Below are 25,809 nucleotides of genomic sequence, written 5' to 3'. Positions count from 1 at the left end.
TCTCTCTTCGTGAAGCGCGTTTATATCGAGCATTGTTGATTTTGCTTCTGTTTTCATCCATTTTTAGAAAAAGAGGGTCCAAAACGTGACCACAGCCTTTGCCCATAGTCCTGTTTTGTACATTTAGTATCTCTTTCCTGATAAAGAATTGCGTTCATGTCTTTCACTTTCTCCCATCCGGCTTTAGTCCTGCCGCTAACAGGCCTTCCTAAAAGGTGGCGGTCCAGCACAGGGTTGGTGATTGGTAGCATGGTACCAGATTTTGAGAAGTTTCTGAACATGAGCGAGCATGACCCACACAGCCACACCTGGTGGGGAATCTTCTATTTTAACTTGCCCCTCGCTCTTCTGCTTTCCTTTCTTTTCCATCTGGTAGTCCGAAATCCGTTGGTCAGGAATTTACCTGCGTTTCTGCGGCTTCGGTTTAATAAGTACACAGGGTTTGATTGGGTAGTGTACTTTAGAGAACACTACGTGATTATCACCTTGAGTATCTTGTTGGGAACTCTTTCTCATTTAGTGCTGGATGTTTTGACCCATTCACCCGGCCACCGGAAAGAATTGCTGCCTTTTATGGAGCTTGGGACAGGCGAGTTAACCAAGCCCATTAGGCAGCAGATGTCAGGGGTATGGTCGCAACTTACTGTTTCGGTTGCGGGCAAGCTGGTTATTGGGTGGTTTATTTTGCAACTGCCCAAACAAAAGGAACTTCCTCAACGTGATAAAGGCACAAGTTGGTACTGGATAGTAGTTGGGGTAGTTGTGATTTTTATTGTGGGAATCAGGTCTCAAATAGGTGAAGGAATAAAGCCGAATCCTTATCATCCCAGCATTGTGGTTCTTTCAGCCGTACTCATCAGTTTGGTGGTCTCTCCCGTTTTACTGAGCATCAGACATCATTATAAACAATAGAACTATGAACGAATTCTTGCAAGCCGCCTTGGAAGAGGCGAAGAAAGGATATGAAGAAGGGGGTATTCCCATCGGGTCAGTGTTAGTGCACAATGGTAAGATCATCGGCCGGGGTCACAACAAACGGGTACAGGATGGCAGCGCTATTCTGCACGGCGAAATGGATGCATTGGAAAACGCAGGTCGGCAACCAGCCTCTGTGTACCGCGAATGCACCATCTATACCACTTTGTCGCCTTGTTCTATGTGCTCGGGCACTATTTTGCTGTATGGCATTCCTACAGTAGTGGTGGGCGAGAACAAGACCTTTATGGGCGAGGAAGAACTCCTGCGTTCACGCGGTGTGACGGTGACGGTAGAAGACAACCAGGAGTGCTATGAACTCATGCAAAAGTTTATTCAAGAGAAACCCGCCCTCTGGAATGAAGACATTGGGGTATAATCTCTGTTGCTCTTGATGAAACAAGCAAAAGTATAAACTCCTGTTTAAGGCCAGTTTCTTAAAAGCAGGTTTTAAACAGGAGTTTCGTTTATAAGACAACTCCGGGGAGAAACCCAAAAACTTTATAGGAGGCATATGGGTTATGGCTTCACAAACCTAGGACTTCTCCCTACCAAGTCAGGAACACTTACTCCCGCACCGACACTACCTAAATCTACCAGGAAGACCTTACCTACGGCATGGAGCGCATTGAAGTCATTTGCGGCCATTGCGATGGACACTTGGGTTACCTGTTTGATGACCACCCCGCTCCCACCGGCAAACGCTACTACATGGATTCAATCGCGCTAGACTTTGACCCAAGTAACGCATTAGGAATAAATTGATTTTACCCAAATTAGCCTAAGCTCCGCAGCTACTCAGTTGCGGAGCTTTTCTTTTAAGCCTTTTCCATAAAAAACACTTCTAAATCAATATCTTCTAAAAGAATTTTATACTAACCCTTAGGCTTCTGGTCCGTTAAAAGAAGTTCCGGCTTCCGCCGAGAATTGACTTTTACCCCCATTTACCTCTTACCGCATGAAGCGTTTCTCTTACATCCAACTGTATCTTCTTTTGGCACTATCGTTAACGTTTATTTTCAGCAGCTATCTCCCTTTTGCTGAAGCCATCAACAATCCAACTATCCCAGAAACCAACTCACCCGCCAAAGCCCCGGCCAGTAGTTTGACGCATTTGGCGAAACTGCCAGAGGCCATAGTAGAAAGCTCTGGCCTGGAACTAGCCGATAAGCCAACTACCTACTGGACGCACAATGACGCAGGCAATGCTCCTATTCTCTACAAGATAGATGAGCGGGGCAAGCTATTACAGGAAGTCATGATTGAAGGGGCCATCAACTCTGATTGGGAAGATTTAACCCGGGATACCCAGGGTAACCTCTACATTGGCGACATGGGCAACAACAGCAACAAACGGACTGACCTGCGCATCTACAAAATATCGCTTAAGAACGGCTTCAAACCACAGACCATCAGTTTCACTTATGATGATATCCCGGCAGGGAAGATTGCGAAGGAGCAACGGAACTTTGATTGCGAGGCTTTTTTCTGGCAGAATGGTAAACTTTACCTGATCTCCAAAGACCGTGGCACCTCACGTTATGCCAAACTTTATGAATTATCAGATGATGCGGGCAGTCATACCGCAAAACTAATCAGCAAAAAAGAGCTACCTGGCTTGGTGACTTCCGCAGACCTGAGCCCAGATGGCAGGCACCTGGCTGTACTCACCTATGGCAAGTTGTACCTGTATCCTGTAACCAAGGGGTCTAACCAGTTCTTGTCACAGAAACCACAGATTCTGGACTTACCTAAAGTTGGTCAGGTCGAAGCTGTGCTTTTTAAAAACAACCAAAACCTGGTTATCACCAATGAAGAAGGCAATCTGTTTAGTTATGCCTTCTAACTCAATTTGACCCTTCATCCTATTTTAAAACAGAGAGGTCCCGCAGTAGAAACTGCGGGACCTCTCTGTTTTGGGCTACTTTCTTAAAAGAATCTAGAAATGAATTAAGCAATTACCTTTTTAGGCGTTCGGGGTTGTCTGGCAGCGTAAACCAATACGCCAATACCTACCAGCACCAACGGAATGCTCAGCCATTGGCCCATGTTCAGGGGCAGTTCGTCCTCAAAAGCTTCCTGATTTTCTTTCAGGAACTCAATCAGGAACCGGAACGAGAACAGCAAGGTCACAAACAAACCAAACAACAAGCCTCTGATTTGCCCGGCTCCACGCTTCCAAAGCGTGTACAGCAGAATAAACAGGAATACGCAGAAAAGGCTCTCATATAACTGCGATGGGTGGCGGGGATCCATAAAGGCAGGCACTCCGTTAAACACCTCTGCGTTCCGGACAAACTTGAAAGCCCACGGCACATCGGTCGGGCGACCAATAATCTCGGAGTTCATAAGGTTTCCTAGACGGATACAAGCGCCACCTACGGCCACCACAATGACAATGCGGTCCAGTACCCAGAGGTAATCAAACTTGTGTTTACGGCAGAACATGTAAAGGGCAATCAGAATCCCGATGGTACCGCCATGGCTGGCCAGGCCGCCTTCCCATATTTTGAGGATCTCTAGGGGATTAGACAGATAATGCACCGGGTCATAGAACAGGCAGTGCCCCAAACGTGCGCCAATCACGGTGCCAATGATCATGTACATGGTCAAAATGTCCACGTCTTCATCGGTGCGCCCGTCTTTACGGTAGATGTATTTCTCTATGGGTTGTGTGAGCACAAAAGCCATGGCAAACAGCAAACCGTACCAACGTACCGTAACCGGGCCAAGCGAAAAAATATCGGGAGATACGTCCCAGGTGATAAAGTTCAGCATGTAAATAAGGTTAGAGGGGCTAAATTTACAATTTAATCTATGAGGGACAAGAATCAGTTCTGCTTCAAAGGAAACACTTTTGCCTAAAATGATGTTACTTTGTGGGCGCAAACCTCAACCTATGTGGGGTGCGCGTGACCTAAAGTGGCAGAAAAGGAGAAGCCTGACTGCCTGTTAGATTTATATACCTTTTATGTCAACTGTAACTACTGATATCTGTATTATTGGCGCCGGGCCGGTTGGGCTGTTCGCGGTGTTTGAAGCAGGTCTTCTTAAAATGAAGTGCCACGTGGTAGATGCCCTGCCCCAGGTAGGCGGCCAGCTTTCTGAAATCTACCCTAAAAAACCCATCTATGACATCCCGGGCTTTCCAACTATTTTAGCCGGAGACCTGATCAAGAACCAGATGGAGCAGATTGCCCCTTTCCACCCTGCCTTTACCTTAGGTGAGCGTGTAGAGGACCTGGACAAACTGGAAGACGGTTCTTTCAGACTTCGCACAAATGAAAACACTGAGATTTTCTGTAAAGTAGTGGTGATTGCCGGTGGCTTAGGTTCTTTTGAGCCCCGTAAACCAGCCATTGACAACTTAGCCAACTTTGAAGGTGGTAAAGGCGTGAACTACATGATCCTGGACCCAGAGCACTACCGTGACAAACGCGTGGTACTGGCCGGTGGTGGTGACTCTGCCTTGGACTGGGCTATTTACTTAGCCGATGTGGCGAAAGAATTGACTCTGGTGCACCGTGGTACTACCTTCAGAGGAGCGCCTGAGTCTGCTGAGAAAGTTGCCAGCCTTGCCGAAGAAGGTCATATGCGCCTGCTTTTGAAATCTAACGTCACCCACGTTCATGGGAACGGACAATTGCACGCTGTTACCCTAGCCCCAGACGGAGCTGAGCCGTATCAGATAGAAACTGATTATTTCATTCCACTTTTCGGGTTAGTACCTAAGTTAGGTCCTTTGGAGAACTGGGGTTTGGAGCTGGAGAAATCTGCCATAGTGGTGAACACTGTTGATTACAGCACCAATATCCCGGGTATCTACGCCATTGGCGACATCAACACGTACCCTGGCAAGCTGAAGTTGATTTTGTGCGGGTACCATGAGGCTGCTTTGATGGCGCAGAGCGCCTACTCTATCATCAACCCAGACAAGAAGTTCGTTTTGAAATACACTACCGTAAACGGAGTGCCAACCATGTAATGCCATGCAAGAAGACATCACTGTTTACGTAGAGAATGCAGATGGAGAACGCGTTGCCGTTCCCGTTCCCACTGACATGGGCCTTAGCCTGATGGAAGCTTTAAAAGCGAATGAGTTTGATATTTTGGCTACCTGCGGCGGAATGGCCCTTTGCGCTACCTGCCACGTGGAACTTCTGGAAGCCCCGGAATTGCCAGAGCCGTCAGACGATGAACTTTACATGCTGGAGAACCTTCCAAATCTAAGAGATACCAGCCGGCTTTCCTGCCAGATCAAGGTTACCCCAGAACTTGACGGGCTGGTACTACGTGTGATGTCTGATCATTAAGAACAATCTTTCCTTTCTTGAAAAGCCTTGGCTCCTGAGTAGATGGAGCCAAGGCTTTTCTGTTTTCAGGCCACTTTATGAAAATTGGATTGGAACAGAGACCTTTTCTATAATAGATATAGAAAAACAAATATAAATTTTCATGTAACACCTCCTCTATTTCATCTAAATTGTTACATAAAGTCATTAATTAATTATAATTTAATATAACTCTTAGTTATCTATTGTTTAAATTGAAGCACAGTACTATACATCAAAGTTAATCAAATATTAGATTTTACTAATTTATAGAGGCAATGGGACTGATCGCATTTGAGGAGGCGCAAAAAATCTGGAAACAAATTTCCAAGGAAACCACTGTTCCTGATTTAAAATTTGAACTGGAGGTTCACAAGAAACTACTGAATATCTTCCAGGTGGGTGACTATTATTATTACATCTTCAACTGCCTGGAGGCAAAGATTGAATATGTACATGAAAATGTAACAGCCCTACTGGGGTACCACCCCGAAGACTTCAACGTGCCTCACATCCTGGACAACATTCACCCAGATGACCTGCCCTGGTTTCTAAACTTTGAGAACGCCGTTACTGAGTTCTTCCTGAAATTGCCGCCAGGTAAAAGCATGAAGTACAAAGTCAGGTATGATTACCGAATCAAGAAAGCAAACGGGCAATACATCAGAATTCTGCAACAGGTAGTTACCATTCAGGCAGACGAGGCGGGTGGCGTATTGCGCACCTTGGGCGTGCACACAGACATTTCCCACCTGAAAAAAGAAGGGAAGCCTGTTTTATCTTTCATTGGTTTAGACGGAGAGCCTTCTTACATAGATGTGAACGCCAAAGTAGTTTTCTCGCCTCAAAAAGAGGTCTTAAGCAAGCGGGAAAAAGAAATTCTATCATTGCTAATTTCTGGCAACCACAGCCTTGAAATAAGTGACAAACTCTACATCAGCCAGCATACCGTGAACACCCACAGAAGGAACATTCTGGCCAAGACGGGAGTAGCCAGTACTTCTGAATTAGTGGCGAGGGCAGTTCGGGAGGGTTGGTTGTAGCTACCTTTTTTCCCTCTTTTCTAAAAACAAGCGTATAACGTTCTCTCCAGATTTGCTTTCTGCTTCTAAGAGAGCAAGGGCTTTCTATGTCCTAAGAAAAAATGAGTTCCTCACATTCAACTGCTCTCTTATCTAACATGCCCTCTCAAATTGCCAATCTCCTCATTATCTACGCCTTGTAAAAGTTGCCACATCAAGGCTTTGTTAAGGTTTTGTTAAAAGCCTTCTTTTCAAGAATGGGCCTGTAATATTCCTCTCCTTAGGAATACTAATGCTTCAACTGAATAAATATTGATGAATTGCGTGAGAGTCTCAAGCCGGCCTGATGCTCTCCCAATTCATCTCTACTTTTTCAGTTGGCAAAAAGCAAATACCTTCATGACACCCTATATGAAAAAACTTCTGCTCTTAACCTTGTTAAGCTGCGCTATCTCTGCCCCCCTCTGGGCGCAGAGTCCAGTGAACTCCCCTCGTCCTCAAACAGCTCCAGCCGGAGTTGCTCCTGCCATGCAAACTCCCCAGGGAGCCGGCAGAATTACCGGTACCGTAGTAGACTCAGAATCTTCCAAGCCGGTTGAGTTCGCTACTATCGCCCTGATCAATGCGGCCAGCGGCAAAACCGTTGACGGTACCGTCACCGATGAGAAAGGCCGCTTCACTTTAAACCGAGTACCCAACGGGACTTATACCCTCAACATCAGCTTCATTGGGTATGAAACCAAGGAAATGAAGCAGGTGACTATTTCCGCAGAGGACCAAACCGCGAATCTGAATAAAGTAGCCTTAGCCCCTGCTCACACCAAATTACAGGAAGTAACCGTGGTAGGTGAAAAGCCTTTAATTGAAGACAAGGTAGACCGCCTGGTGTACAACGCCGAGAAAGATATCACCAACACCGGTGGCACCGCCGCCGATGTGATGCAGAAAGTACCGTCCATTTCATTAGACCAGGATGGCAACATCCAGATGCGCGGCAGCGGAAACGTGCGGGTGCTCATCAACGGGAAACCTTCTACCGTGATGGCCGGCAACGTGGCTGATGCCCTAAAGCAAATCCCCGCCGATGTCATTAAAAACGTGGAGGTAATTACCAGCCCATCGGCTAAATATGATGCGGAAGGTACCGCCGGTATCATCAACATCGTGACTAAGAAAAACAGTATCCAGGGCGTAACCGGTTCTACCACCCTAACTGCCGGTACCCGGGGCAGCAACGGGAACGGCAACCTGAGCATAAAGCAGGGCAAACTAGGCGTGAACCTGAACGCGGGTGTGAACCGGTTTTACAGCAAAGGTTCCATGAACCTGCGGCAGATGAACCAGGTCAGGAACGATGCAGGGGAATTGTTTGAGAACACCACTACCCAATTGGGGAGAAGCACCGTTGACGGTATGTTTGGTTTCGGTCAGTTGGGTTTGGATTATGATATCAATGAGAAGAATAGCTTGTCAGCCGGCATCAGGCTAAATACAGGCTCTTTCAAGATGCGGTCCCACCAGAATGCCAACACCTTTCAGGCAGCGCAGAACGAAGCAACTACAGGTTTTCTGGAGCCAAGGCTAACCGATCAATATAACCTGTCCATGAAGAACAACAACCAACGGTTGAGCATGGACTTGAACCTGGATTTTACCCACCAATTCAAAAAACCGCAACAGGAACTTACGTTGTTGGCGCTCTATAGCCAGACAGATCAGGACAATGAGGTAAACCAATTAAGGTATGAGATTGAGGGTCCGTTACGTTCTACTACCCGCAATGAAAACGAAGGTCTTAACAAGGAACTCACCTTCCAGGCAGACTACGCGCACCCAATGCCTAAAAACACCTTGCTGGAAATAGGCGCCAAAGGCATTCTGCGCGACGTATCCAGTTCCTCTCTGTATGACGGTAAAGACTTGAACGGAGACTTCTCCTATGACCAGAACGTGATTGCCTCTTACCTGTCCTATGGCTTCAACCTGAACAAAAAGACGGCCCTGAAGTTTGGCGGGCGCTATGAGTACACCGATGTTGCGGGTGATTTTGTGAATCCGGAGCAAGATTTCACCGCCAACTACGATAACTTCATCCCGAACATCACCTTGGCCTATGACCTTACGCAGAACAGCAAACTGCGTACAACGTTTACCCAACGGATCCAAAGACCGCAGTTGTTTTTCCTGAACCCGTACCGCCAGCAACAAGGACCAAACCTGGTAGTGTACGGTAACCCAAGGTTGGATGCTGAGTTAACTGACTCTTATGAACTGAACTACAGCACCTACTTCAAGACTACTTCTATCAACGTCTCTGCTTACATGCGCGTTACTGATAATGCCATTGAGTCTGTTTCTGAAGTACTGCGCGACACCACCTTTGTGACGTTTAACAACATCGCCAAGAACAAGACCTACGGGATGACCTTGTCTGGCTCTACCAAGCCCATTCCGGCCTGGAACATCAACGGAAACGTGAACGTGTACTATGTTGATTTGAATGCCCCGCTCGCGTCTAACTCTGGTCTGATGTACAACATCAACGTGAGTTCGGGTTATACCTTCGGGAAAGGCGTAAGTGCTCAGTTCTCCGGGGGCTTCAACTCAGACCGTATTCAACTGCAAGGAATTGCCTCTTCGTTCTCTTACCACAACCTGGCCATCCGGAAAGAATTGTTTGAGAAAAAGGGAGCTTTGAGCTTAGGGATGGATAACCCGTTCAGACAAGCCCTGAAGTTCAGAAACGAATTATCTGGCGTAAACCAAAACACCGATGAGAGGCTACCTTTCAGCACGCAGACGTTGGTTACCCAATATAACCGTGGTTTCCGGTTAACCTTTGAGTACCGCTTCGGGAAACTACAGCAGCAAGGTCCGCCTAAGCGCAAAAAGTCCATCCGTAACGATGACGCCAAACAAGGCGATGGCGGCGGTGGAGTTCAATAAAAATTTCAACCTAAAGAGCGATGGCAGTTGTGCTATCGCTCTTTAGTTGTTTAAGGCTTTTGGGGCTTTTTCTATAAAACAAAGTAAAAACAAACAACTACTCAACAAGCCCAAGAAAACATATAACTATTCTATATACAATTTAAAATATATACCCTCGTTAGCTTTTAAAGAATTTAAGGTTGAACAACCTTAAATTTTTATTTCATAAAAAACTTATATAAAACTTTATCTGCATTTAAAACACATCCTGAATAAGAAGAATAGAGGTTAAACCAATGAGGCTATTCTGTTTCTTTCTCTGGGAGCGAAACGAACCTGCTGCGTTCCTCCTCTAACCGGTAAACGGCCTTTTGCATTTCATAGCAGGCCAGCATATACAACCGGAATGGCTCGCCTTTCTTTAGTACTTCCAGCAAAGCCACAATTTCAGGGATGTACACCCTTGCGAAACTGATGTCCTGGGCAATGATGTCGCGGGTGTTGTCAATGATATCAGCGAGCTTTATGGTCTGAGCACGGGAAGAGATTTGGCTTAGGCGCTCTACCTCCATCTGTTTCCGGCGTTTGCGGTTGTGGCCTGGGGCATTCTGTTTGGTGAATTGATCGGTGAGGTCCACCACCATTTGCAGCACTTCCGCTGGCTTAACAATGGTTTCCTGGCAGACTTCCTCCAGGAACGATTGCACCTCCTCTTCAGTCACCGGGGTATCTTCCAGTACGTCGTGCAGCAGGGCAGCCATGACCATTCCGGTTGTTCCGCCATACGCCATAACTGTCTGCGCCACCCGCTCCAGGTGCTTTACATACGGCTCATTGTGGTATTTACGACGCTGCTCCCCGTGGGCAGTCACTGCAAATTTCCAGGCTTTCTGCTCCAAATCATTGAATGCGGCGGGACAATCTAATTCTTCCATGAGCTTTATACTCAAAGAATGTACATTTGAGTTTTATACCATAGACATTTACAAGCTGGTTTTCGAAGAATAGACCGTAAACACAGAACCCATTCAAACAGCATAAAATACAGGTAGTGCAAGGTAGGCTGAAGGCCCATAAAAAATTACATTGGGGGCTGTTCTGAGCCTATTATCTTTAAAACAGTCCAGAACAGCCCCCAATGTATTTGCAACTTGTAATTACAACTCGCTCAGCTCTTCCCTGAAACCTCCGCTCAGAATAGGGAACCGAAGCCAACTTCGGGGATCCACGTTGTAGTCGTCCAGGTGGAAGGCTGGGGCATAACGTTCGCGCTTCCATTGGTTACGGCTCCAAAGCGAGTAAAACCGTTTGATAAACTGCTTCAACTGCTCATCTGGATAGGTGCCTTTCAGCTTCTCAAACACCTGCTTTGGGGCTATACGTTCATAGAAGGCCAGCCGCTCGATCTGATTCAGCAACGGATATGGCATCAAATCTTCTTCATCGGTCTGGGTATTTTCCAAAGGCCGCAACTCTGCCGATGGTTGCAGATTGTTCACGTAATGCAAGCCCTCGTAGCCTAATTGTAGCTGCGCCCATACCAGCCACTGCCGGATAAAGGCTTTGTCCACGCCAGCAATGGGTGAGATACTTCCCGCGGTGTCTCCGTCCATAGTGGCATACCCTACTGATGCTTCTGACCGGTTGGAGGTAGCCAGCAGCAGGGAGTTTTTAAGGTTAGCAATCATCCAGATGCCTGGAGCCCTAACCCGAGCTTGGATGTTCTGCAGCGTGATGTCATCGTTCTCCCAGGTAAGGTTACGCCCAATGGCGTGCTCAATTTTGCCTCGGTAGCTTTTCACCTCCTCATCTATGGTCCAGTTATAGAAAACGGCTCCAATGGATTTGGCCAATTCTTCCGCGGAACGGTAGGTGTCATCTGAGGAGTTGATGGTACCCTGATAGGCTGTTACCAGTAACCTACCTACCAATAGGTTTCTGAGCTCGTTTATGGGAAGTTGCTTGTATTCTGCAACTTCCTCCGGGCTGAGGCAATTGGTTTTTTGGGCAAATTCTTCCAGGCTGATTTCCTCTAGGGCACGGCGTACCATTTCGGCTACGGCCACGGCACACAGCGAAGAATCGGCCCCACCGCTCAAGGAAAGAACAAAACCACGGCTTCGGCTTTTGCGCAGGTAATCAAACAAGGCCAATGAAATAGCTGAGATGAATTCTACGTTTTCATCCACCGGTAGCAAGTCAAGTTCCACAGGCTGCAATGGAGTTTCAAAGGAAACCTCAGCACACTCAAAGTCAATGCTCTTAAAAGAAAGCAATTGATTTCGGAGTACCAGATTGCCGTTTTGCGCGATGATGATTTCACCATCGTAAATCATTTTGCCTGCCTCGTTACCCAGCAAATTCACATACAAGTAGGTGCAATCAAACTCTCGGGAGGCATCTACCACCAAATGGTAGCGCACATCGGTTTTGCTCATGGCAAAGTGGCTGGCACTTGGGTTGATAATGAGCTCTACGCCTTTCTCTATATGGCGGTAAGCCGGACGGTTTGCATTACGCCAGGCATCTTCGCAAATCTCAAAGGCGAATTTTATGCCTTTATGTTCATAGATGATGTCACCAATAAGATAGGTTTGGCCCAACGCCTCAAACTCTTCAATGGTATTGGGTACCCATGAACTGAACCAGCGGGGTTCATAGTGCACTCCGTCATTGGCTAGGAATTGTTTGGCAGTGAAACCAAGAATCTGTTTGTCTTTGATGACACAGGCACAGTTATAGGTTGTGTTGTTCAACCGAACAGGAAGCCCTACGCAGACGATAACACCCTCGCACCATTCTTTTATTTCTAACAACCGCTCAAAACATTCCACACTCACCCATTCACTCAGGAACAGGTCTTCGCAGCCATACCCGGGAATACTCATTTCTGGGAGGCAAAGAATATCAACGTTCTGTTCTTTGGCCTGTTCTACGGCCGTTTTGATGTTGCGGAGATTGTTATCCCAATCCAGGGGAGTTTGGTTGAGGGCAGCGCCGGCAAGTTTCATAGTTGGTTCTGTTAAGGCTTTTCTAACGCAAGAACTGTCTTGTAAGTTGAAAATACGGATACTGGCCACGTGAAACACGTCACCAGGTCCTTACAAAACTAAGAACCTCACCGGTAGAACCAAGAAACAGAAAAGAAACTATAGGAGATAACAGAACTGTGAAACACAGATACTAGTTAAGCGAAACCTTGAAAGGAGATGAAGGCCAACAATTGTATGAATACATAAAAAAAGCTGTCAGTTGCCTTTTATGTACTCTTTTGGGAAAAGAGGCTCTAAACGTAGAAATGATTAAGCAGGTAGGGAACCGGTAGCTTTTAGCACCTCCATACTTTTCTCAGCGGCGGCTTGCTCCGCTTTTTTCTTTGAAAGGCCGCTACCGCTGGCAATGATATCATTATCCACCACTACGGCGGCGGTAAACTCAGTGGTGCTACCTGATTGTTTTTGCCCAATAATCTCAAACCTGATGCTACGGTTCTGGCCTTGGGCCCACTCAATGAGTTTGCTTTTGAAATTACTGGTGGTGGTGGTGAGTTGGTGCAGGTCAAAGTGGGGCTTCACCAGCTTCTTCAGGATGAAGTCCTTGGTGTCTGTATAGCCTTTGTCTAAGTACACGGCACCTACCAATGCTTCCAATGCATTGCCATTAATAAACTTATGGCGGGTGACTCCAGAAATGTTATCTACTTTGATAAGCGAATGCAACCCTACTTTTACCGCAAGGCTATTGAGTGACTCACGGTTCACCATACGGGACCGGATCTCTGTTAAGAAACCTTCGTCTTTGTAAGGATACTTTTTGAAGAGATACTCTGCTATAACGGCGCCCAAGATGGCATCGCCCAAAAATTCCAGTCGTTCATTTGTTTCCTGGTTCCCCTTCAGGTTTTGGCGCACAAAAGAAGTGTGCGTAAACGCCAACTGGTACAGGTGCAAGTTGTCTGGAGCCATTCCCGTAATATGGGTAATGGCATTCACAAACGCCTTGTCTTTGTAAAAGAATTTATGGATTGCGCGAAAGACCGGTCTGATCGGGCTCAACACTATTCACTGAATTTTTTGAAAATCACAGAGGTGTTGTGTCCGCCAAATCCGAAGGTATTGCTAAGGGCAATGTTTACTTCGCGCTTTTGAGCTTTGTTGAAAGTAAAGTTCAGCTTTGAGTTAAACTGCTCATCATCCGTGATATGGTTGATGGTAGGCGGAACAATACCGTTCTGGATGGCCAATATAGAGGCTACTGCTTCAATGGCACCTGCCGCACCTAAAAGGTGGCCTGTCATTGATTTAGTAGAGCTGATATTGAGGTTGTACGCATGATCACCAAACACGTGCTCAATGGCTTTCGCTTCTCCTACGTCTCCTAGTGGAGTAGAAGTACCGTGCACGTTGATATAGTCTACTTGCTCAGGTTTGAGACCTGCATCACGCAGTGCGTTTTGCATTACGTTGCGGGCACCTAACCCTTCTGGGTGTGGCGCTGTGATATGGTACGCATCAGCAGACATACCGCCGCCAATCAACTCAGCGTAAATTTTAGCACCCCGGGCTTTGGCATGCTCGTATTCTTCCAGCACAATTGCCGCTGCACCTTCGCCCAACACAAAACCATCACGGTCTTTGTCAAACGGGCGGGAAGCAGTTTCTGGAGAATCATTGCGCTCAGAAAGGGCTTTCAGGGCGTTGAATCCTCCTACCCCAGCTTCTGTCACCGCTGCTTCAGAACCACCGCTCACAACCACATCAACCATACCCAACCGGATATAGTTAAAAGAGTCAATAAGGGCGTTGGTGGCAGAGGCACAAGCCGAAACGGTCACAAAGTTAGGACCTCTGAAGCCGTACTTAATAGAGATATGACCGGCGCTGATGTCAGCGATCATCTTTGGAATAAAGAAAGGATTGAACCGTGGTGTTCCATCGCCATTGGCGAAGTTCACGCATTCTTCCTGAAAAGTACGCAAACCCCCAATACCAGAACCCCAGATAACACCAATGCGGTCTTTGTCTAAAGACTCATCTTGCAAGTTGGCATCCTGTACGGCTTGATCGGCTACAATCACAGCAAATTGCGTAAAGAGGTCCATTTTGCGGGCCTCTTTACGCTCAAAGTATTGCTCAGGATCGTACCCTTTAACTTCGCAGGCGAATTGGGTTTTAAATTTTGAGGCATCAAAGCGAGTAATGGGCGCTGCCCCACTCACCCCATTTATGAGGCCATCCCAGTATTCAGAAACGGATTTCCCCAGAGGGGTAAGCGCACCAAGGCCTGTTACTACAACTCTCTTAAGCTCCATACGCTGCTAGTAGAGGAAAAGAACCTGTATTGATTAGGTAAATTTGGATCGATAAGAATAAAAAGAGGAAGGAGATTACTTAGCGTGCTCTTCCAGGTAGCTGATCGCTTGGCCTACCGTTGCAATATTCTCAGCTTGATCGTCTGGAATAGACACATTGAATTCTTTCTCGAATTCCATGATTAATTCTACGGTATCAAGAGAGTCGGCACCCAGGTCGTTTGTAAAGCTAGCCTCAGGCGTTACCTCAGATTCTTCAACGCCTAATTTGTCAATAATGATAGCTCTTACTTTTTCTGCGATTTCTGACATTTTTTATAGAAGTTTTTTAAAACACAGTGCAAAGAAATAGATTTGGTAACACAATGTCAAACAAATCATGAGCAATAGTTTTATTCCAACACTTTTATGAGAAGTTAACTTGAGTTTCCAAATGACTTCTTTAAATTGCCAACCCAACAGAAATTTTCACCCAGAGTACCACAATCCATGAAATCTTTCCGTCTAGACGTAGAATACGATTTTGATTTCGACCTATATGGAGTTGTGTCTTCCAGCAAAGAGCACACCTTGGCTTGGGCACTTAACAAGTATTTTCGCATTAGGTTAGTGAAACAGGCTGACCTGTGCATTGACTTCCTAAACAAAGGCCGGTTGGTTATCTCCAATTACCTGCATCGTGCAGAGCATGGCTCTTTGCGTTTATTCAGGAACCGTTCTGTAGGCACCAGCACCCTTGCCTCCCCTTTCCTGGTTCCTGACATCAAAGAATATGATTATGTAATACAAGTGTCTGGCGGGCTCAGCCAAATTCAGCAAGAGCTTCTGCAGACCTTGAACGCCGTACCTCTGGTCCAGTACGTGCGCTCCTTTGACCCACATTGTTTACGTTATAAAGAAAACCTGCTTTTTTAGCGCATGGCTATCCACTTCAACAACACTAAGATTATTGCCACTGTTGGCCCCGCCAGCAACACCCCTGAGCGCCTACGCGCCCTTATACAAGAAGGGGTTGATGTTTTCCGTCTTAATTTTTCTCATGGCGCTCACCACGAACACCTGAAGGTAATTGAACACGTACGTGCCATCAACGCCCAGGAAGGTTTCAATATATGTTTACTGCAAGATTTGCAGGGTCCTAAGATCCGGATCAATGACGTGCAAGACGGGGCAATAGAGATTGTAGAAGGGCAACAACTTACCTTCGTTTGTGATAAATCTTTGGGTACTCCTCAGCGATTATCACACAGCTACGCCCGTTTAGCCCAGGATGTCCGCCCAGGTGATGCCATCCTGATTGACGATGGTAAATTGGAAGTACGCGTTTTAAGCACCGATGGTGTAAACGAGGTATTAACTGAAGTGGTGTACGGCGGTGTAGTAAAACCCCGCAAAGGCATGAACTTGCCAGACACCGTAGTTACCGCTCCTTCCCTGACAGAGAAAGACATGCAGGATCTGCATTTCGGGTTGGATAATGATGTAGAGTGGGTGGCGCTTTCCTTTGTAAGAAAGGTAGAAGACATTCACGAGATCAAGCGCATTATTGCAGAGCGCGGCAAAGACACCAAGGTAGTAGCCAAGATTGAAAAACCAGAGGCTATCCGTAACATTGACTCTATCATTGAAGCAACCGATGCCATCATGGTGGCCCGTGGCGACCTTGGCGTAGAAGTAGGCATGGAAGGCGTTCCGATGCTGCAGAAGATGATTGTGGAGAAATGTAATGCGATGGGCAAACCAGTGATTGTGGCTACCCAGATGATGGAAAGCATGATCACCAATCCACGTCCTACCCGTGCAGAAACCAATGACGTAGCCAACGCCGTAATGGACGGAGCCGACACGTTGATGCTTAGCGCTGAGACTGCCGCCGGAGCTTACCCACTGGAAACGATCAGAAGCATGAACCGCACCATTCAATCAGTAGAGGCGCAAGCTGCCGTTTTTCACCGCAACTTTGTCTTCAACAGACAAGCTCCTACCTTCTACAATGACACAGTTGTCGCTAGTGCTGTAACATTGGCCCGTGACACAGACGCCCGAGCGCTTATCTGTCTTACCAAGTCTGGCTACACTGCTATCCAATTAGCGAAGCACCGCCCTAAAGCCAACATCTTCGTGTTCACTGACAACCGTGTGTTGCTGAACACCCTTAACCTGGTATGGGGCATCAGAGGTTATTATTATGACCGCTTCGTTTCTACTGATGAGACCATCGCTGACTTGAAAGAAATCCTGGTGAAAGAAGGCCACCTAGAAACCGGTGATGTTTTCATCAACATAGGCTCTATGCCAGTAATGGAAAAGAAACGTGCCAACATGATCAAATTAAGCGTAGTACACTAAGTTTAAAACATATCTTCATAAAAAAGGCGACCTGCTACTATAGCAGGTCGCCTTTTTATTGGACTGTGTAAATGGAATCAACGTGACCTTATTTCCGACTAAGATTTACAGAAAAGTAGCACGGCTACGTTTAAATAAGTTTCTTCTTTATTAGCTAAGGCTTACAACACAAGAAGCCTTGCTTTTAGCAAGGCTTCTGATGATTACCTAAGAAAGTAAATACTAACTAATGGAAATTAAGCAGCAGCTAATGTATTTACAAAACGCGCCAATTTAGATTTGTTGTTGGCTGCTTTGTTTTTGTGGATCACGTTCTTCTTAGCCAACTTGTCCAGCATACCAGATACCGTCTTGAACAGCTCTTGCGCCTCGGCTTTGTCGGTTGTGTTTCTTAAACGCTTTACAAAGGTACGGGTGGTTTTCGCTTGATAGCGATTCAGCAAGCGTTTCGCGTTGTTAGATCTGATTCTCTTTAATGCTGACTTATGGTTAGCCATGGTTGTGAATATAGATAAATGCTTTTGACTCTGATTCTAAATGAGTTTGCAAAACTACAAGCTTACAGGATTAATTCCAAGAAACTTTCCATAAAATTAATCACTCCTGCCTTTCTACCTCTCTCTTAAAGCTGGTAGTAAGGTTAACGCAACTCGCGCTCTCTGTTCTGCGGTACAAAGGTAGCATTTCTGAAAACCTGCCCCAATATTTAAAACAAAAGTTTTCCGTTTAGATTCAGAGGCCGCAATACCCTTGTCTTTATTTCTTTAATATAAGGGGCTTTAAGCAACGGATATAGCTAATGCCATATTTCGTTAAGGTAGAAGAGATGGCATCTGAAGCTATATGCCTGGAGAATAAGTATGCTTTTGGAAACCAGAAAGGTAACTGCGGTGTTTTACACTTGATTTCGTAATTTTACGTCAGAAACAGAATTCACCTTAAAATTCACCCATACCCATGGCAATGTATCCTGAATATATGGTCGCTCCTATCCGGGAAGACCTTACTTCCGTAGGCTTTGAGCAATTGATGACACCCGAAGAAGTAGAATCCGTATTGACCCAGAAAGAAGGCACCGTTTTGGTAGCCGTTAACTCTGTTTGTGGTTGCGCTGCCGCCAAAGCTCGTCCAGCCCTTAAGATGGCTGTGGCTAGCAGTGAGCAGAAGCCTTCTAAACTGGTAACAGTATTTGCCGGCATGGAAACCGAAGCCGTAGCTAAAGTGCGTGAGTTCATGTTACCTTACCCTCCGTCTTCTCCATCCATCGCGTTGTTCAAAGATGGCGAACTGGTGCACGTGATTGAGCGTCATCATATTGAAGGCAATGACCTGACCCGCATTGTAGACAACCTGCAAGGAGCGTTTGAAGAGTACTGCTAAGCTCTAGCAGCAGTTCAGATAAAACAGGAGGGCCTGACTTCATAAAGTCAGGCCCTCCTGTTTTAGGCTGTTTTACAGAAAATGAGCTTTAAATGCAAAACCTATAAGGCTTTCAAATCTCCCATGATGGCGCGGAGGTTACTTCCGTGGCTTTCTAAGATGCTGCGCTTAGAGATGCAAAGTGAATACATAATTGTTTAACAGCCTTTTCTCAGAAAACAGGTTATAAACCCAAATAATAACTAACACTTACATCATCTTAAACCGCTCGAAAGCCACTCGCTCCAGCTGTTCCTGGTGCGAAGGGTGCGCGATCCTAATCAGTTCCTGGGCGCGTTGACGAAGGTTTTTCCCGTAAAGGTGGGCGATTCCGAACTCCGTCACGATGTAGTGCACGTGCGCGCGCGTGGTGGTCACGCTGGCACCGGCCTTAAGCACGTTCACAATCTTTGAATCGCCTTTGTTGGTGATAGACGGTAATGCAATGATCGGCTTGCCGCCTTTAGAGAGCGCGGCACCTCTGATGAAGTCCATCTGGCCACCTACGCCCGAGAACTGGTACATGCCAATGGAATCGGCGCAAACCTGGCCCGTTAGGTCTACCTCAATGGCGCTGTTGATGGCTGTGACTTTGTTATTCTGCCGAATGATAGCCGTGTCATTGGTATACACCGCCTCTTTCAACACCACAGCCGGATTATCATGCAGAAAATCAAAGACTTTCTTGGTGCCGTTCACAAAGCAGGAGACAATCTTATGCTTCAGGATTTTCTTTTTAGCCCCGGTGATCACCCCTTTCTCTACTAATGGGATAATCCCGTCAGAGAACATTTCTGTGTGAATACCTAAGTCCTTGTGGTTACCCAATTGAGCCAGCACAGCGTCTGGAATACCCCCAATGCCCATTTGCAGCGTGGCACCATCGTCTACCAATTCAGCCACCAGTTTACCAATCTGCGTCTCTACCGTGCCTGGCGTTTTGCCCCCGTGCTCCAGCAGCGGTTCCTCTACCCATACCTTGGCGTGGATCTTACTAATGTGCACCACCCCATCGCCGTGTGAGCGTGGTACGTGTGGGTTCACCTCGGCAATCAGGATTTTGGCCGTCTCTACCGCTGATAAGGCTATGTCCACGGAAGAGCCCAGTGTACAGTAGCCATGCCCGTCGGGTGGTGACACCTGGATCAAGGCCACATCCAAAGGCAGGATGTTACGCCGAAAAAGAAAGGAAATCTCACTCAGGAAAATAGGAATGTAATCGGCGTGCCCCTGGCTGAGCGCCTGCCGTATGTTGCCGCCCACAAAGCAAGCATTGGTCCTGAAGCTGCCGGCGTGCTCGGGATTGGTGTAGGGCGCAGGTCCTTCGGTGTGCATGTGAATGAACTCTACGTCACGGAGTTCCGGTCCACGGGCAGACACGGCATTTACCAGCCGCAATGGCGTCATGGCGGCCCCATGCACGAACACCCGGTCTCCAGATTTTATCAGTTTAACAGCTTCCTCGGCAGTAGTATAGTCGGGTTGAAGAGACATGGTAGATTTGCTTGATGGAGTTAAGTTCTACGAAAATCTGGCGCAAAGATTAATTTTATGTTCTGCCCCTAAAATGACAAAGGCCAGCATCACGGCTGGCCTTTGTCATTTTAGAAGTATTTTCAGGAAATCAAGCTTAAATCAGCGGACGATCTGCTAAGTATTGCTTTAGGTCAAAGCCTATGTCCTGGCGGAAGTTTCTGCCCTCCCACGTGATTTGTGCGGCAGCGGCATTTGCCTTCTCCAAAGCCTCTTCCATATCTTGCCCTAGCCCGGTGACCGCAATGACTCTGCCTCCATCTGTTACAACCTGGCCAGTCTCAGTCTCTTTGGTGCCCGCATGGAAGCAAAGGGTATTCTCTGGCAACGTTTTCTCCAACCCCTTAATTTCTTTGCCTTTGGCATAATCTTCCGGGTAACCGCCGGACACCAGGAAGATAGTGGTAGCCGACCGGGAATCAACTTCTAATTGGAACTGTCCCAACTCATGGTCATGTAACGCCCGGAAAAGCTCAAACAAATCAGATTTGATGCGCGGCAGAATAGCCTCTGTTTCAGGGTCACCCAAGCGCACGTTGTATTCAATCACGTAAGGATCGCCGTTGGTATTCATAAGGCCAATGAACAGGAACCCGGTATACGGGATGCCCTCTTGCTGTAGACCTTGCAAAGTAGGTACAATCACCCGCTCCCGCACTTTGCCCATGAAGGCTTCATCTGCAAAGGGAACTGGTGATACCGCTCCCATTCCACCGGTGTTCAGGCCTGTGTCTCCTTCACCAATGCGCTTGTAGTCTTTGGCCTCGGGCAGAAGCACATAATCTTTACCGTCGGTGAGGATAAAAGCAGATAGCTCAATGCCCTGTAAGAACTCCTCTATTACTACTTTACTGCCCGCGCTCCCGAATTTGTTGTTCTTCAGCATGCCCGTGATGGCACTGCTGGCTTCTTCAAAGTTCTGGGCAATGACTACGCCTTTACCGGCGGCCAACCCGTCTGCTTTCAAGACTACTGGGTAAGGGTGATTTTGCAGGTAAGCAAGGGACTGATCAAAAGTTTCGGCAGTGAACGTCTGGTAACGGGCAGTAGGGATGCCGTACTTAAGCATGAACTGTTTTGAAAAATCTTTGCTGCCTTCTAACTGGGCACCGGCCTTTTGCGGACCTACTACCAGAATGTGCTTCAGGAAATCTTTCTCTGCAAAGTAATCAGCAATGCCTTCCACCAGCGCCGCTTCTTGTCCTACTACCACCATCATAATGTTGAAGTCGGTGGCAAATTTGGCTAGTTCGGCAAAGTCAGTGATGGAGATGTCAACGTTAGTGGCAATCTGGGCAGTCCCGGCATTACCAGGCGCTACGTAGATTCTCTCACAATAAGGGCTTTGGCTGATTTTCCAGGCGAGGGCGTGCTCACGGCCGCCCGCTCCTATTATCAAAACATTCATACAAGCAATTTTTAAGCTGAGCCAGGCTCAGGCAAGGTACATTCTTATCTTTACAAGCCGTTTTAAGGCTCTTTTCTATGAAACACCACTAAAATGGTGCCACATACCAGAAACAGAAAAGCAGGTGCTGCCACCTGCTTTTCTGTTTCTGGTAAAATTAATTGGCGTATTTAGAGAGGAATTTGATACGCATTAAGCGCAGGTCATCCTCTGTGTAGTCATCAGTGCCTAGTTCCTTGATGGCTTCGGCCATGTTATCGGTGGTGGAGGACATGAAATAGTCAATCACCTCTTGTTGGCGATCCTCATCCAATACTCCATTGATATAATAATCCAGGTTCAGTTTGGTACCAGAGTAGCAGATATGCTCAATTTCCTCAATCAGCTCAGACATGGTGATGCCTTTAGAGTTGGCAATCTCTTCAAGGTCCATTTTCTTGTCTATTTGTTGGATCACGTAGATTTTGAGTTTTGACTTGTTTACCGTGGTTTTTACTACCACATCGGCAGCGGTGACAATGTCATTCTCCTCTACGTACTTGGCAATGAGCTCCAGGAACGGCTTCCCGAACTTCTGCACCTTGCCCATACCTACCCCGGCAATATGCGCCAGGTCTTCTTTGGTGGTGGGGTACGTAGTGGCCATCTCCTTAATAGAAGGATCCTGGAACAGCACGTACGGCGGCAGGTTCATATCCTTGGCCAGCTTCTTACGCAGGGCCTTCAGCATGTCAAATAAAACAGCGTCATGCCCGGCTGCGGCCTGCGTTTCTTCCTTCTCTTCTTCCTGCTGCACTTCTTCGTCAAAGTTGTGGTCTTTGGCGAACTTGAGAGAGTGCGGGCTTTGTAAGAACTTCTCGCCTTTCTCTGTGATTTTAAGGGTTCCTACGTTCTCAATATCCTTTTCAAGATAGTTGAACAAGAGTGCCTGACGGATGATAGAATTCCAAAACTGTGGCTCCTGCTCTTTGCCCACGCCAAACACTTCCAGTTGGTCATGGGTGTAGCTTTCTACATACTGGTCTTTCAACCCGATGAGCACGTGCACCAGGTGGTCTATTGCAAAGCGCTGACCAGTTTGCACCACGGCCTTCAAGGCGTAGGTAAGTTCCTGCTCGGCTTCAAACTTCTCTTTAGGGTGGGTACAGTTATCGCAGAATCCGCAGTCCTTATCATATTGCTCTCCAAAGTAGTGCAGCAACTGACGGCGACGACATACGGCTGAATCGGCGTAAGACGCCATCTCCTGCAATAACAGCTTAGAGTTATCACGCTCGGTAACAGGCTTGTCTTTGCTGAATTTCTCCAGCTTTACAATGTCATCGTAGCTATAAAACATGAGGCAGTTACCCTCCAGACCGTCGCGTCCGCCGCGACCGGTTTCCTGGTAGTAGCCTTCAATTGATTTCGGCGTGTCATAGTGGATCACAAACCGAACATCGGGCTTGTCAATCCCCATCCCGAAGGCGATAGTGGCTACAATCACATCTACGTCCTCGTTAAGGAACGCGTCCTGATTGGCCATACGCACGTTTGAATCTAAGCCTGCATGGTATGGCAACGCTTTGATGTCGTTTACCTGCAGCAATTCAGCAATCTCCTCTACTTTCTTGCGGCTGAGGCAGTAGATAATTCCACTTTTGCCTTTGTGCTTTTTGATGTACTGGATAAGCTGTTTTTTGGTGTTGTGCTTAGGTCTTACTTCATAGTACAGATTTGTACGATTGAAAGAAGACTTGAACACGGAGGCATCATCCATCTGCAGGTTTTTCTGGATATCCAGCTGCACTTTAGGTGTAGCCGTCGCTGTCAAAGCAATGATAGGCAGATTGCCAATATTATCTATAATTCCCCTGATTTTGCGGTACTCAGGCCTGAAGTCGTGGCCCCACTCTGAGATACAGTGGGCCTCGTCAATGGCCACAAACGCGATTTTAGCCTGTTTCAGGAAATCTAAGGTGTCTTCTTTGGTAAGAGACTCTGGCGCCACATATAACAGTTTCACCTCTCCGCTCACCGTCTCCTTCTTCACCTTGTTCATCTCGGCTTTTGAAAGCGTGGAGTTCAGGAACTGGGCGTTTACCCCAAAAGCGTTCAACTGGTCCACCTGGTTTTTCATAAGCGCAATGAGGGGAGAAATCACAATAGCGGTCCCTTCCATTGCCAGGGCGGGCAATTGGTAGCAAAGTGACTTCCCGGCACCAGTAGGCATGATCACAAACGTGTTCTTGCCAGACATGATGTTTTCTATGATCGCTTCCTGGTTTCCCCTGAATTGACTATAGCCGAAAACTTCCTTTAATTTGTTCTTTAATGATTCTTGTTTTACTAACATGTAATATGCTTGTTGTCGAGAAACAAGGGTTTGTACTTTCTTATGTTGTCTTGTCTAATACAAATCTAACTTGAATATCACGAAAAATATCAAAAGCACCGCAAAAAAAGTGCTTCAAGAAGAGGCCGCTGCGATACTTCAACTCGCTGATTACATCAACGATGATTTTCAGGGTTGTGTTGAGGCTATTTTGGCAATTAAAGGCCGTGTAGTGGTAACAGGAATTGGAAAAAGCGCCAACATAGCCGCAAAGATCGTAGCCACCCTGAACTCGACCGGCACTCCTGCCCTTTTTATGCACGCCGCAGATGCCATTCATGGTGACTTGGGCATGATCCAGGCCAATGATTTCGTGATTTGCCTTTCTAAAAGCGGAAATACCCCAGAAATAAAAGTGCTGGTGCCATTACTCAAGCGCAAAGGCACCCAATTGGCAGCCTTAGTTTCTAACGTAGATTCTTACCTGGCTCAGCAATCTGACTTTGTGTTAAATGCCACCATTGAACGCGAGGCCTGCCCCAACAACCTGGCGCCTACCACCAGCACCACCGCGCATTTGGCTTTAGGTGATGCCCTGGCGGTCTGCCTCTTGGAATCTCGCAACTTCAGCCGCGAAGATTTTGGGGCCCTGCACCCTGGTGGTTCTCTTGGGAAACGTCTTTATTTGAAAGTGGGTGACATTTACACCCTCAATGCTGCCCCGAAAGTGAAAACAGACGCCTCTCTGAAGGAGATTATTATTGAAATATCATCAAAACGCTTAGGAGCTACTGCGGTTCTGGATAATTCTGGTAACTTGACCGGCATTATCACCGATGGAGACTTACGGCGCATGCTCTCCAATTTTGACAATCTTACCGGTATTACGGCTGCTGACATCATGACTCCGTCGCCGCTTACCATCGATTGTGGCGAATATGCCGTAGAAGCCTTGGTGACCATGCAGAAAAAGAACATTACCCAACTTATAGTAACCAAAGAAGGCTCTTTTGAGGGGTTTGTGCACCTGCATGATTTACTGAAAGAAGGACTAGTATAGAACAGATGAACCAAAACACCTATGTAGTAATCATGGCAGGAGGCATTGGGAGCCGCTTCTGGCCATTTAGCCGGGTAAACCATCCCAAACAATTCCATGATGTGTTAGGCATTGGCGAAAGCATGATCCAAACCACCGCTAAACGTTTTGATGGCATATGCCCGCCGGAAAACATCTTTGTGGTCACCCACCGCGATTACGTTGGCCTGGTACGCGAACACCTGCCTGACTTGACGGAGCACCAGATTTTACAGGAACCTATTGGCAGAAACACAGCTCCTTGCATTGCCTATGCATGTTTTAAAATTTGCAAGCGGAACCCCAACGCGAACATCATCATTGCTCCCGCTGACCATGTAATTCTGCGGGAAGATGCTTTCAAACAGTGTGTTCAGGAGGCGTTGAAGGCCACAGAGACCAGTGAGATTTTAGTGACACTAGGCATTAAGCCTACTCGTCCGCACACTGGCTATGGGTACATCCAATTTATTGATGAAGAAGCTCAGGCTCTTAAAAAAGTAAAGACGTTCACAGAGAAACCTTCCTTAGAGATAGCTCAGATGTTCCTGGACAGTGGTGAATTTGTCTGGAACGCCGGTATCTTCATCTGGAACGCCAAAGCCATCACACGTGCCTTCCATCAATACCTAAGTGACATGGCCGAGACCTTTGAAGAAGGGGTGCCTGTCTTAGATACAGATGGCGAAGAGCAGTTCATCAACAGAGCGTACTCCCATTGTCCCAATATTTCCATTGACTATGGTATCATGGAAAAAGCGGACAATGTTTTCGTGATTTTGGGTGATTTTGGCTGGTCTGACCTGGGCAGTTGGGACTCACTCTACAGCCTTTCTGAGAAAACCCCAGAGGGTAATGTCATAGACGGGAACGTGCTGACATACGATGTTAAGAACTGCATCATCAAGACCCCGCACAACCAGTTAGTGGTGGTACAAGGCTTAGAAGATTATATTGTGGCCTCCCATGACAATGTGTTTATGGTATGCCGCCGCGAGGATGAGCAAAAAGTAAAAGACTTTGTGGCCGATGCTAAAGCCATGAAGGGACAAAATTTCATTTAAGACTCTACTGAGTACCTAAAACAGCTGCGGGGCGACTGAAAATCAGTCGCCCCGCAGCTGTTTTAGGTACTTGTCAA

Annotated in this window: 23 protein-coding genes; 13 read left to right on the top strand and 10 right to left on the bottom strand. The window is 46.9% G+C overall.

From position 1 onward, the window contains the following. Positions 1-156: 156 nt before the first annotated feature. The 4 genes from DC20_RS13090 to DC20_RS13080 all read left to right on the top strand — a co-directional run bounded on the left by DC20_RS13090 (position 157) and on the right by DC20_RS13080 (position 2,821). On the top strand, positions 157-912 hold the full coding sequence (locus tag DC20_RS13090; RefSeq protein ID WP_071885454.1) for a DUF4184 family protein: 756 nt from the start codon (positions 157-159) through the stop codon (positions 910-912). Positions 913-916: 4 nt separating this feature from the next. Then, complete coding sequence (locus DC20_RS13085; RefSeq protein ID WP_062544237.1) at positions 917-1,354, top strand: nucleoside deaminase; 438 nt, start codon at positions 917-919, stop codon at positions 1,352-1,354. Positions 1,355-1,593: 239 nt separating this feature from the next. Then, positions 1,594-1,740 (top strand): peptide-methionine (R)-S-oxide reductase, encoded by a 147-nt coding sequence (locus DC20_RS22395; RefSeq protein WP_083470321.1) that lies wholly within the window; start codon positions 1,594-1,596, stop codon positions 1,738-1,740. A gap of 193 nt (positions 1,741-1,933) precedes the next feature. After that, the gene (locus DC20_RS13080; RefSeq protein ID WP_062544236.1) at positions 1,934-2,821 is read left to right on the top strand and encodes a hypothetical protein; all 888 of its coding nucleotides are present in this window, start codon (positions 1,934-1,936) and stop codon (positions 2,819-2,821) included. A 104-nt stretch (positions 2,822-2,925) separates the two neighbouring features. Here DC20_RS13080 and lgt read toward each other — a convergent pair whose 3' ends face one another. Beyond that, positions 2,926-3,753 (bottom strand): prolipoprotein diacylglyceryl transferase, encoded by an 828-nt coding sequence (gene lgt / locus DC20_RS13075; RefSeq protein ID WP_062544235.1) that lies wholly within the window; start codon positions 3,751-3,753, stop codon positions 2,926-2,928. Positions 3,754-3,946: 193 nt separating this feature from the next. Here lgt and DC20_RS13070 point away from each other — a divergent pair, with 193 nt between their 5' ends. The 4 genes from DC20_RS13070 to DC20_RS13055 all read left to right on the top strand — a co-directional run bounded on the left by DC20_RS13070 (position 3,947) and on the right by DC20_RS13055 (position 9,274). Further along, entirely contained in the window at positions 3,947-4,960 is a 1,014-nt protein-coding gene (locus DC20_RS13070) for an NAD(P)/FAD-dependent oxidoreductase (RefSeq protein ID WP_062544234.1), read from the top strand. Between the two features lie 4 nt (positions 4,961-4,964). Continuing rightward, positions 4,965-5,288 carry a 2Fe-2S iron-sulfur cluster-binding protein gene (locus tag DC20_RS13065; RefSeq protein ID WP_062544233.1) on the top strand — a complete coding sequence of 108 codons (324 nt, stop codon included), beginning with the start codon at positions 4,965-4,967 and terminating at the stop codon, positions 5,286-5,288. A gap of 296 nt (positions 5,289-5,584) precedes the next feature. Next, positions 5,585-6,349: a LuxR C-terminal-related transcriptional regulator gene (locus DC20_RS13060; protein WP_062544232.1), complete on the top strand. Its 765-nt coding sequence runs from the start codon at positions 5,585-5,587 to the stop codon at positions 6,347-6,349. A 390-nt stretch (positions 6,350-6,739) separates the two neighbouring features. Then, entirely contained in the window at positions 6,740-9,274 is a 2,535-nt protein-coding gene (locus DC20_RS13055; protein WP_062544231.1) for a TonB-dependent receptor domain-containing protein, read from the top strand. 284 nt (positions 9,275-9,558) lie between these two features. On the opposite strand, the gene DC20_RS13050 is transcribed toward DC20_RS13055, so the two are convergent. From DC20_RS13050 to DC20_RS13030, 5 genes are all read right to left on the bottom strand, one after another. Beyond that, entirely contained in the window at positions 9,559-10,191 is a 633-nt protein-coding gene (locus DC20_RS13050) for an HD domain-containing protein (RefSeq protein WP_062544230.1), read from the bottom strand. Positions 10,192-10,413: 222 nt separating this feature from the next. Continuing rightward, on the bottom strand, positions 10,414-12,267 hold the full coding sequence (gene nadE / locus DC20_RS13045) for an NAD(+) synthase (RefSeq protein ID WP_062544229.1): 1,854 nt from the start codon (positions 12,265-12,267) through the stop codon (positions 10,414-10,416). A 291-nt stretch (positions 12,268-12,558) separates the two neighbouring features. After that, positions 12,559-13,314 (bottom strand): ribonuclease III, encoded by a 756-nt coding sequence (rnc, locus tag DC20_RS13040; RefSeq protein WP_062544228.1) that lies wholly within the window; start codon positions 13,312-13,314, stop codon positions 12,559-12,561. Further along, a complete protein-coding gene (gene fabF, locus DC20_RS13035) occupies positions 13,314-14,567 on the bottom strand; it encodes a beta-ketoacyl-ACP synthase II (RefSeq protein WP_062544227.1) in 1,254 nt (417 codons plus the stop codon). The genes rnc and fabF overlap by 1 nt, the downstream gene beginning before the upstream one ends. 75 nt (positions 14,568-14,642) lie before the next feature. Further along, the gene (locus DC20_RS13030) at positions 14,643-14,879 is read right to left on the bottom strand and encodes an acyl carrier protein (RefSeq protein WP_048919546.1); all 237 of its coding nucleotides are present in this window, start codon (positions 14,877-14,879) and stop codon (positions 14,643-14,645) included. Between the two features lie 177 nt (positions 14,880-15,056). Here DC20_RS13030 and DC20_RS13025 point away from each other — a divergent pair, with 177 nt between their 5' ends. Then, positions 15,057-15,482, top strand: coding sequence for an IPExxxVDY family protein (locus tag DC20_RS13025; RefSeq protein WP_062544226.1), 426 nt, complete (start codon positions 15,057-15,059; stop codon positions 15,480-15,482). 3 nt (positions 15,483-15,485) lie between these two features. Continuing rightward, positions 15,486-16,916 (top strand): pyruvate kinase, encoded by a 1,431-nt coding sequence (gene pyk / locus DC20_RS13020; protein ID WP_062544225.1) that lies wholly within the window; start codon positions 15,486-15,488, stop codon positions 16,914-16,916. Between the two features lie 236 nt (positions 16,917-17,152). On the opposite strand, the gene rpsT is transcribed toward pyk, so the two are convergent. After that, the gene (rpsT, locus tag DC20_RS13015; protein ID WP_062544224.1) at positions 17,153-17,413 is read right to left on the bottom strand and encodes a 30S ribosomal protein S20; all 261 of its coding nucleotides are present in this window, start codon (positions 17,411-17,413) and stop codon (positions 17,153-17,155) included. A gap of 466 nt (positions 17,414-17,879) precedes the next feature. Between rpsT and DC20_RS13010 the strand changes: the two genes are divergently transcribed. Then, on the top strand, positions 17,880-18,296 hold the full coding sequence (locus tag DC20_RS13010) for a BrxA/BrxB family bacilliredoxin (protein ID WP_062545952.1): 417 nt from the start codon (positions 17,880-17,882) through the stop codon (positions 18,294-18,296). 249 nt (positions 18,297-18,545) lie between these two features. Here the strand turns inward: DC20_RS13010 and DC20_RS13005 are convergent, their stop codons facing one another. From DC20_RS13005 to recQ, 3 genes are all read right to left on the bottom strand, one after another. Further along, positions 18,546-19,829 carry an acetyl-CoA hydrolase/transferase family protein gene (locus tag DC20_RS13005; protein WP_062544223.1) on the bottom strand — a complete coding sequence of 428 codons (1,284 nt, stop codon included), beginning with the start codon at positions 19,827-19,829 and terminating at the stop codon, positions 18,546-18,548. A gap of 136 nt (positions 19,830-19,965) precedes the next feature. After that, positions 19,966-21,276 (bottom strand): phosphoribosylamine--glycine ligase, encoded by a 1,311-nt coding sequence (purD, locus tag DC20_RS13000; RefSeq protein WP_062544222.1) that lies wholly within the window; start codon positions 21,274-21,276, stop codon positions 19,966-19,968. A 157-nt stretch (positions 21,277-21,433) separates the two neighbouring features. Next, positions 21,434-23,611 carry a DNA helicase RecQ gene (recQ, locus tag DC20_RS12995; RefSeq protein WP_062544221.1) on the bottom strand — a complete coding sequence of 726 codons (2,178 nt, stop codon included), beginning with the start codon at positions 23,609-23,611 and terminating at the stop codon, positions 21,434-21,436. Positions 23,612-23,681: 70 nt separating this feature from the next. Between recQ and DC20_RS12990 the strand changes: the two genes are divergently transcribed. Beyond that, on the top strand, positions 23,682-24,650 hold the full coding sequence (locus tag DC20_RS12990) for a KpsF/GutQ family sugar-phosphate isomerase (protein ID WP_062544220.1): 969 nt from the start codon (positions 23,682-23,684) through the stop codon (positions 24,648-24,650). 5 nt (positions 24,651-24,655) lie between these two features. Further along, positions 24,656-25,732, top strand: a complete 1,077-nt coding sequence (locus DC20_RS12985) for a mannose-1-phosphate guanylyltransferase (protein ID WP_062544219.1) — start codon at positions 24,656-24,658, stop codon at positions 25,730-25,732. The last annotated feature ends 77 nt before the right edge of the window (positions 25,733-25,809 follow it).

Origin of the sequence: Rufibacter tibetensis (assembly GCF_001310085.1) — a bacterium.
GTDB lineage: Bacteria > Bacteroidota > Bacteroidia > Cytophagales > Hymenobacteraceae > Nibribacter > Nibribacter tibetensis.
The sequence above is the reverse complement of the archived record's forward strand: the minus strand, read 5'-3'. Positions and strand labels throughout refer to the sequence as shown.

Bases quoted from the DNA above. Each gene is read 5' to 3' on its own strand.
- DC20_RS12985 (WP_062544219.1), top strand. From the start codon at position 24,656: ATGAACCAAAACACCTATGTAGTAATCATGGCAGGAGGCATTGGGAGC.
- nadE (WP_062544229.1), bottom strand. From the start codon at position 12,267: ATGAAACTTGCCGGCGCTGCCCTCAACCAAACTCCCCTGGATTGGGAT.
- DC20_RS13050 (WP_062544230.1), bottom strand. From the start codon at position 10,191: ATGGAAGAATTAGATTGTCCCGCCGCATTCAATGATTTGGAGCAGAAA.
- DC20_RS22395 (WP_083470321.1), top strand. From the start codon at position 1,594: ATGGAGCGCATTGAAGTCATTTGCGGCCATTGCGATGGACACTTGGGT.
- DC20_RS13025 (WP_062544226.1), top strand. From the start codon at position 15,057: ATGAAATCTTTCCGTCTAGACGTAGAATACGATTTTGATTTCGACCTA.
- DC20_RS13065 (WP_062544233.1), top strand. From the start codon at position 4,965: ATGCAAGAAGACATCACTGTTTACGTAGAGAATGCAGATGGAGAACGC.
- DC20_RS13055 (WP_062544231.1), top strand. From the start codon at position 6,740: ATGAAAAAACTTCTGCTCTTAACCTTGTTAAGCTGCGCTATCTCTGCC.
- recQ (WP_062544221.1), bottom strand. From the start codon at position 23,611: ATGTTAGTAAAACAAGAATCATTAAAGAACAAATTAAAGGAAGTTTTC.
- lgt (WP_062544235.1), bottom strand. From the start codon at position 3,753: ATGCTGAACTTTATCACCTGGGACGTATCTCCCGATATTTTTTCGCTT.
- DC20_RS13085 (WP_062544237.1), top strand. From the start codon at position 917: ATGAACGAATTCTTGCAAGCCGCCTTGGAAGAGGCGAAGAAAGGATAT.
- DC20_RS13010 (WP_062545952.1), top strand. From the start codon at position 17,880: ATGTATCCTGAATATATGGTCGCTCCTATCCGGGAAGACCTTACTTCC.
- DC20_RS13060 (WP_062544232.1), top strand. From the start codon at position 5,585: ATGGGACTGATCGCATTTGAGGAGGCGCAAAAAATCTGGAAACAAATT.
- fabF (WP_062544227.1), bottom strand. From the start codon at position 14,567: ATGGAGCTTAAGAGAGTTGTAGTAACAGGCCTTGGTGCGCTTACCCCT.
- rpsT (WP_062544224.1), bottom strand. From the start codon at position 17,413: ATGGCTAACCATAAGTCAGCATTAAAGAGAATCAGATCTAACAACGCG.
- DC20_RS13005 (WP_062544223.1), bottom strand. From the start codon at position 19,829: ATGTCTCTTCAACCCGACTATACTACTGCCGAGGAAGCTGTTAAACTG.
- purD (WP_062544222.1), bottom strand. From the start codon at position 21,276: ATGAATGTTTTGATAATAGGAGCGGGCGGCCGTGAGCACGCCCTCGCC.
- DC20_RS13030 (WP_048919546.1), bottom strand. From the start codon at position 14,879: ATGTCAGAAATCGCAGAAAAAGTAAGAGCTATCATTATTGACAAATTA.
- DC20_RS13070 (WP_062544234.1), top strand. From the start codon at position 3,947: ATGTCAACTGTAACTACTGATATCTGTATTATTGGCGCCGGGCCGGTT.
- pyk (WP_062544225.1), top strand. From the start codon at position 15,486: ATGGCTATCCACTTCAACAACACTAAGATTATTGCCACTGTTGGCCCC.
- DC20_RS13090 (WP_071885454.1), top strand. From the start codon at position 157: ATGTCTTTCACTTTCTCCCATCCGGCTTTAGTCCTGCCGCTAACAGGC.
- DC20_RS13080 (WP_062544236.1), top strand. From the start codon at position 1,934: ATGAAGCGTTTCTCTTACATCCAACTGTATCTTCTTTTGGCACTATCG.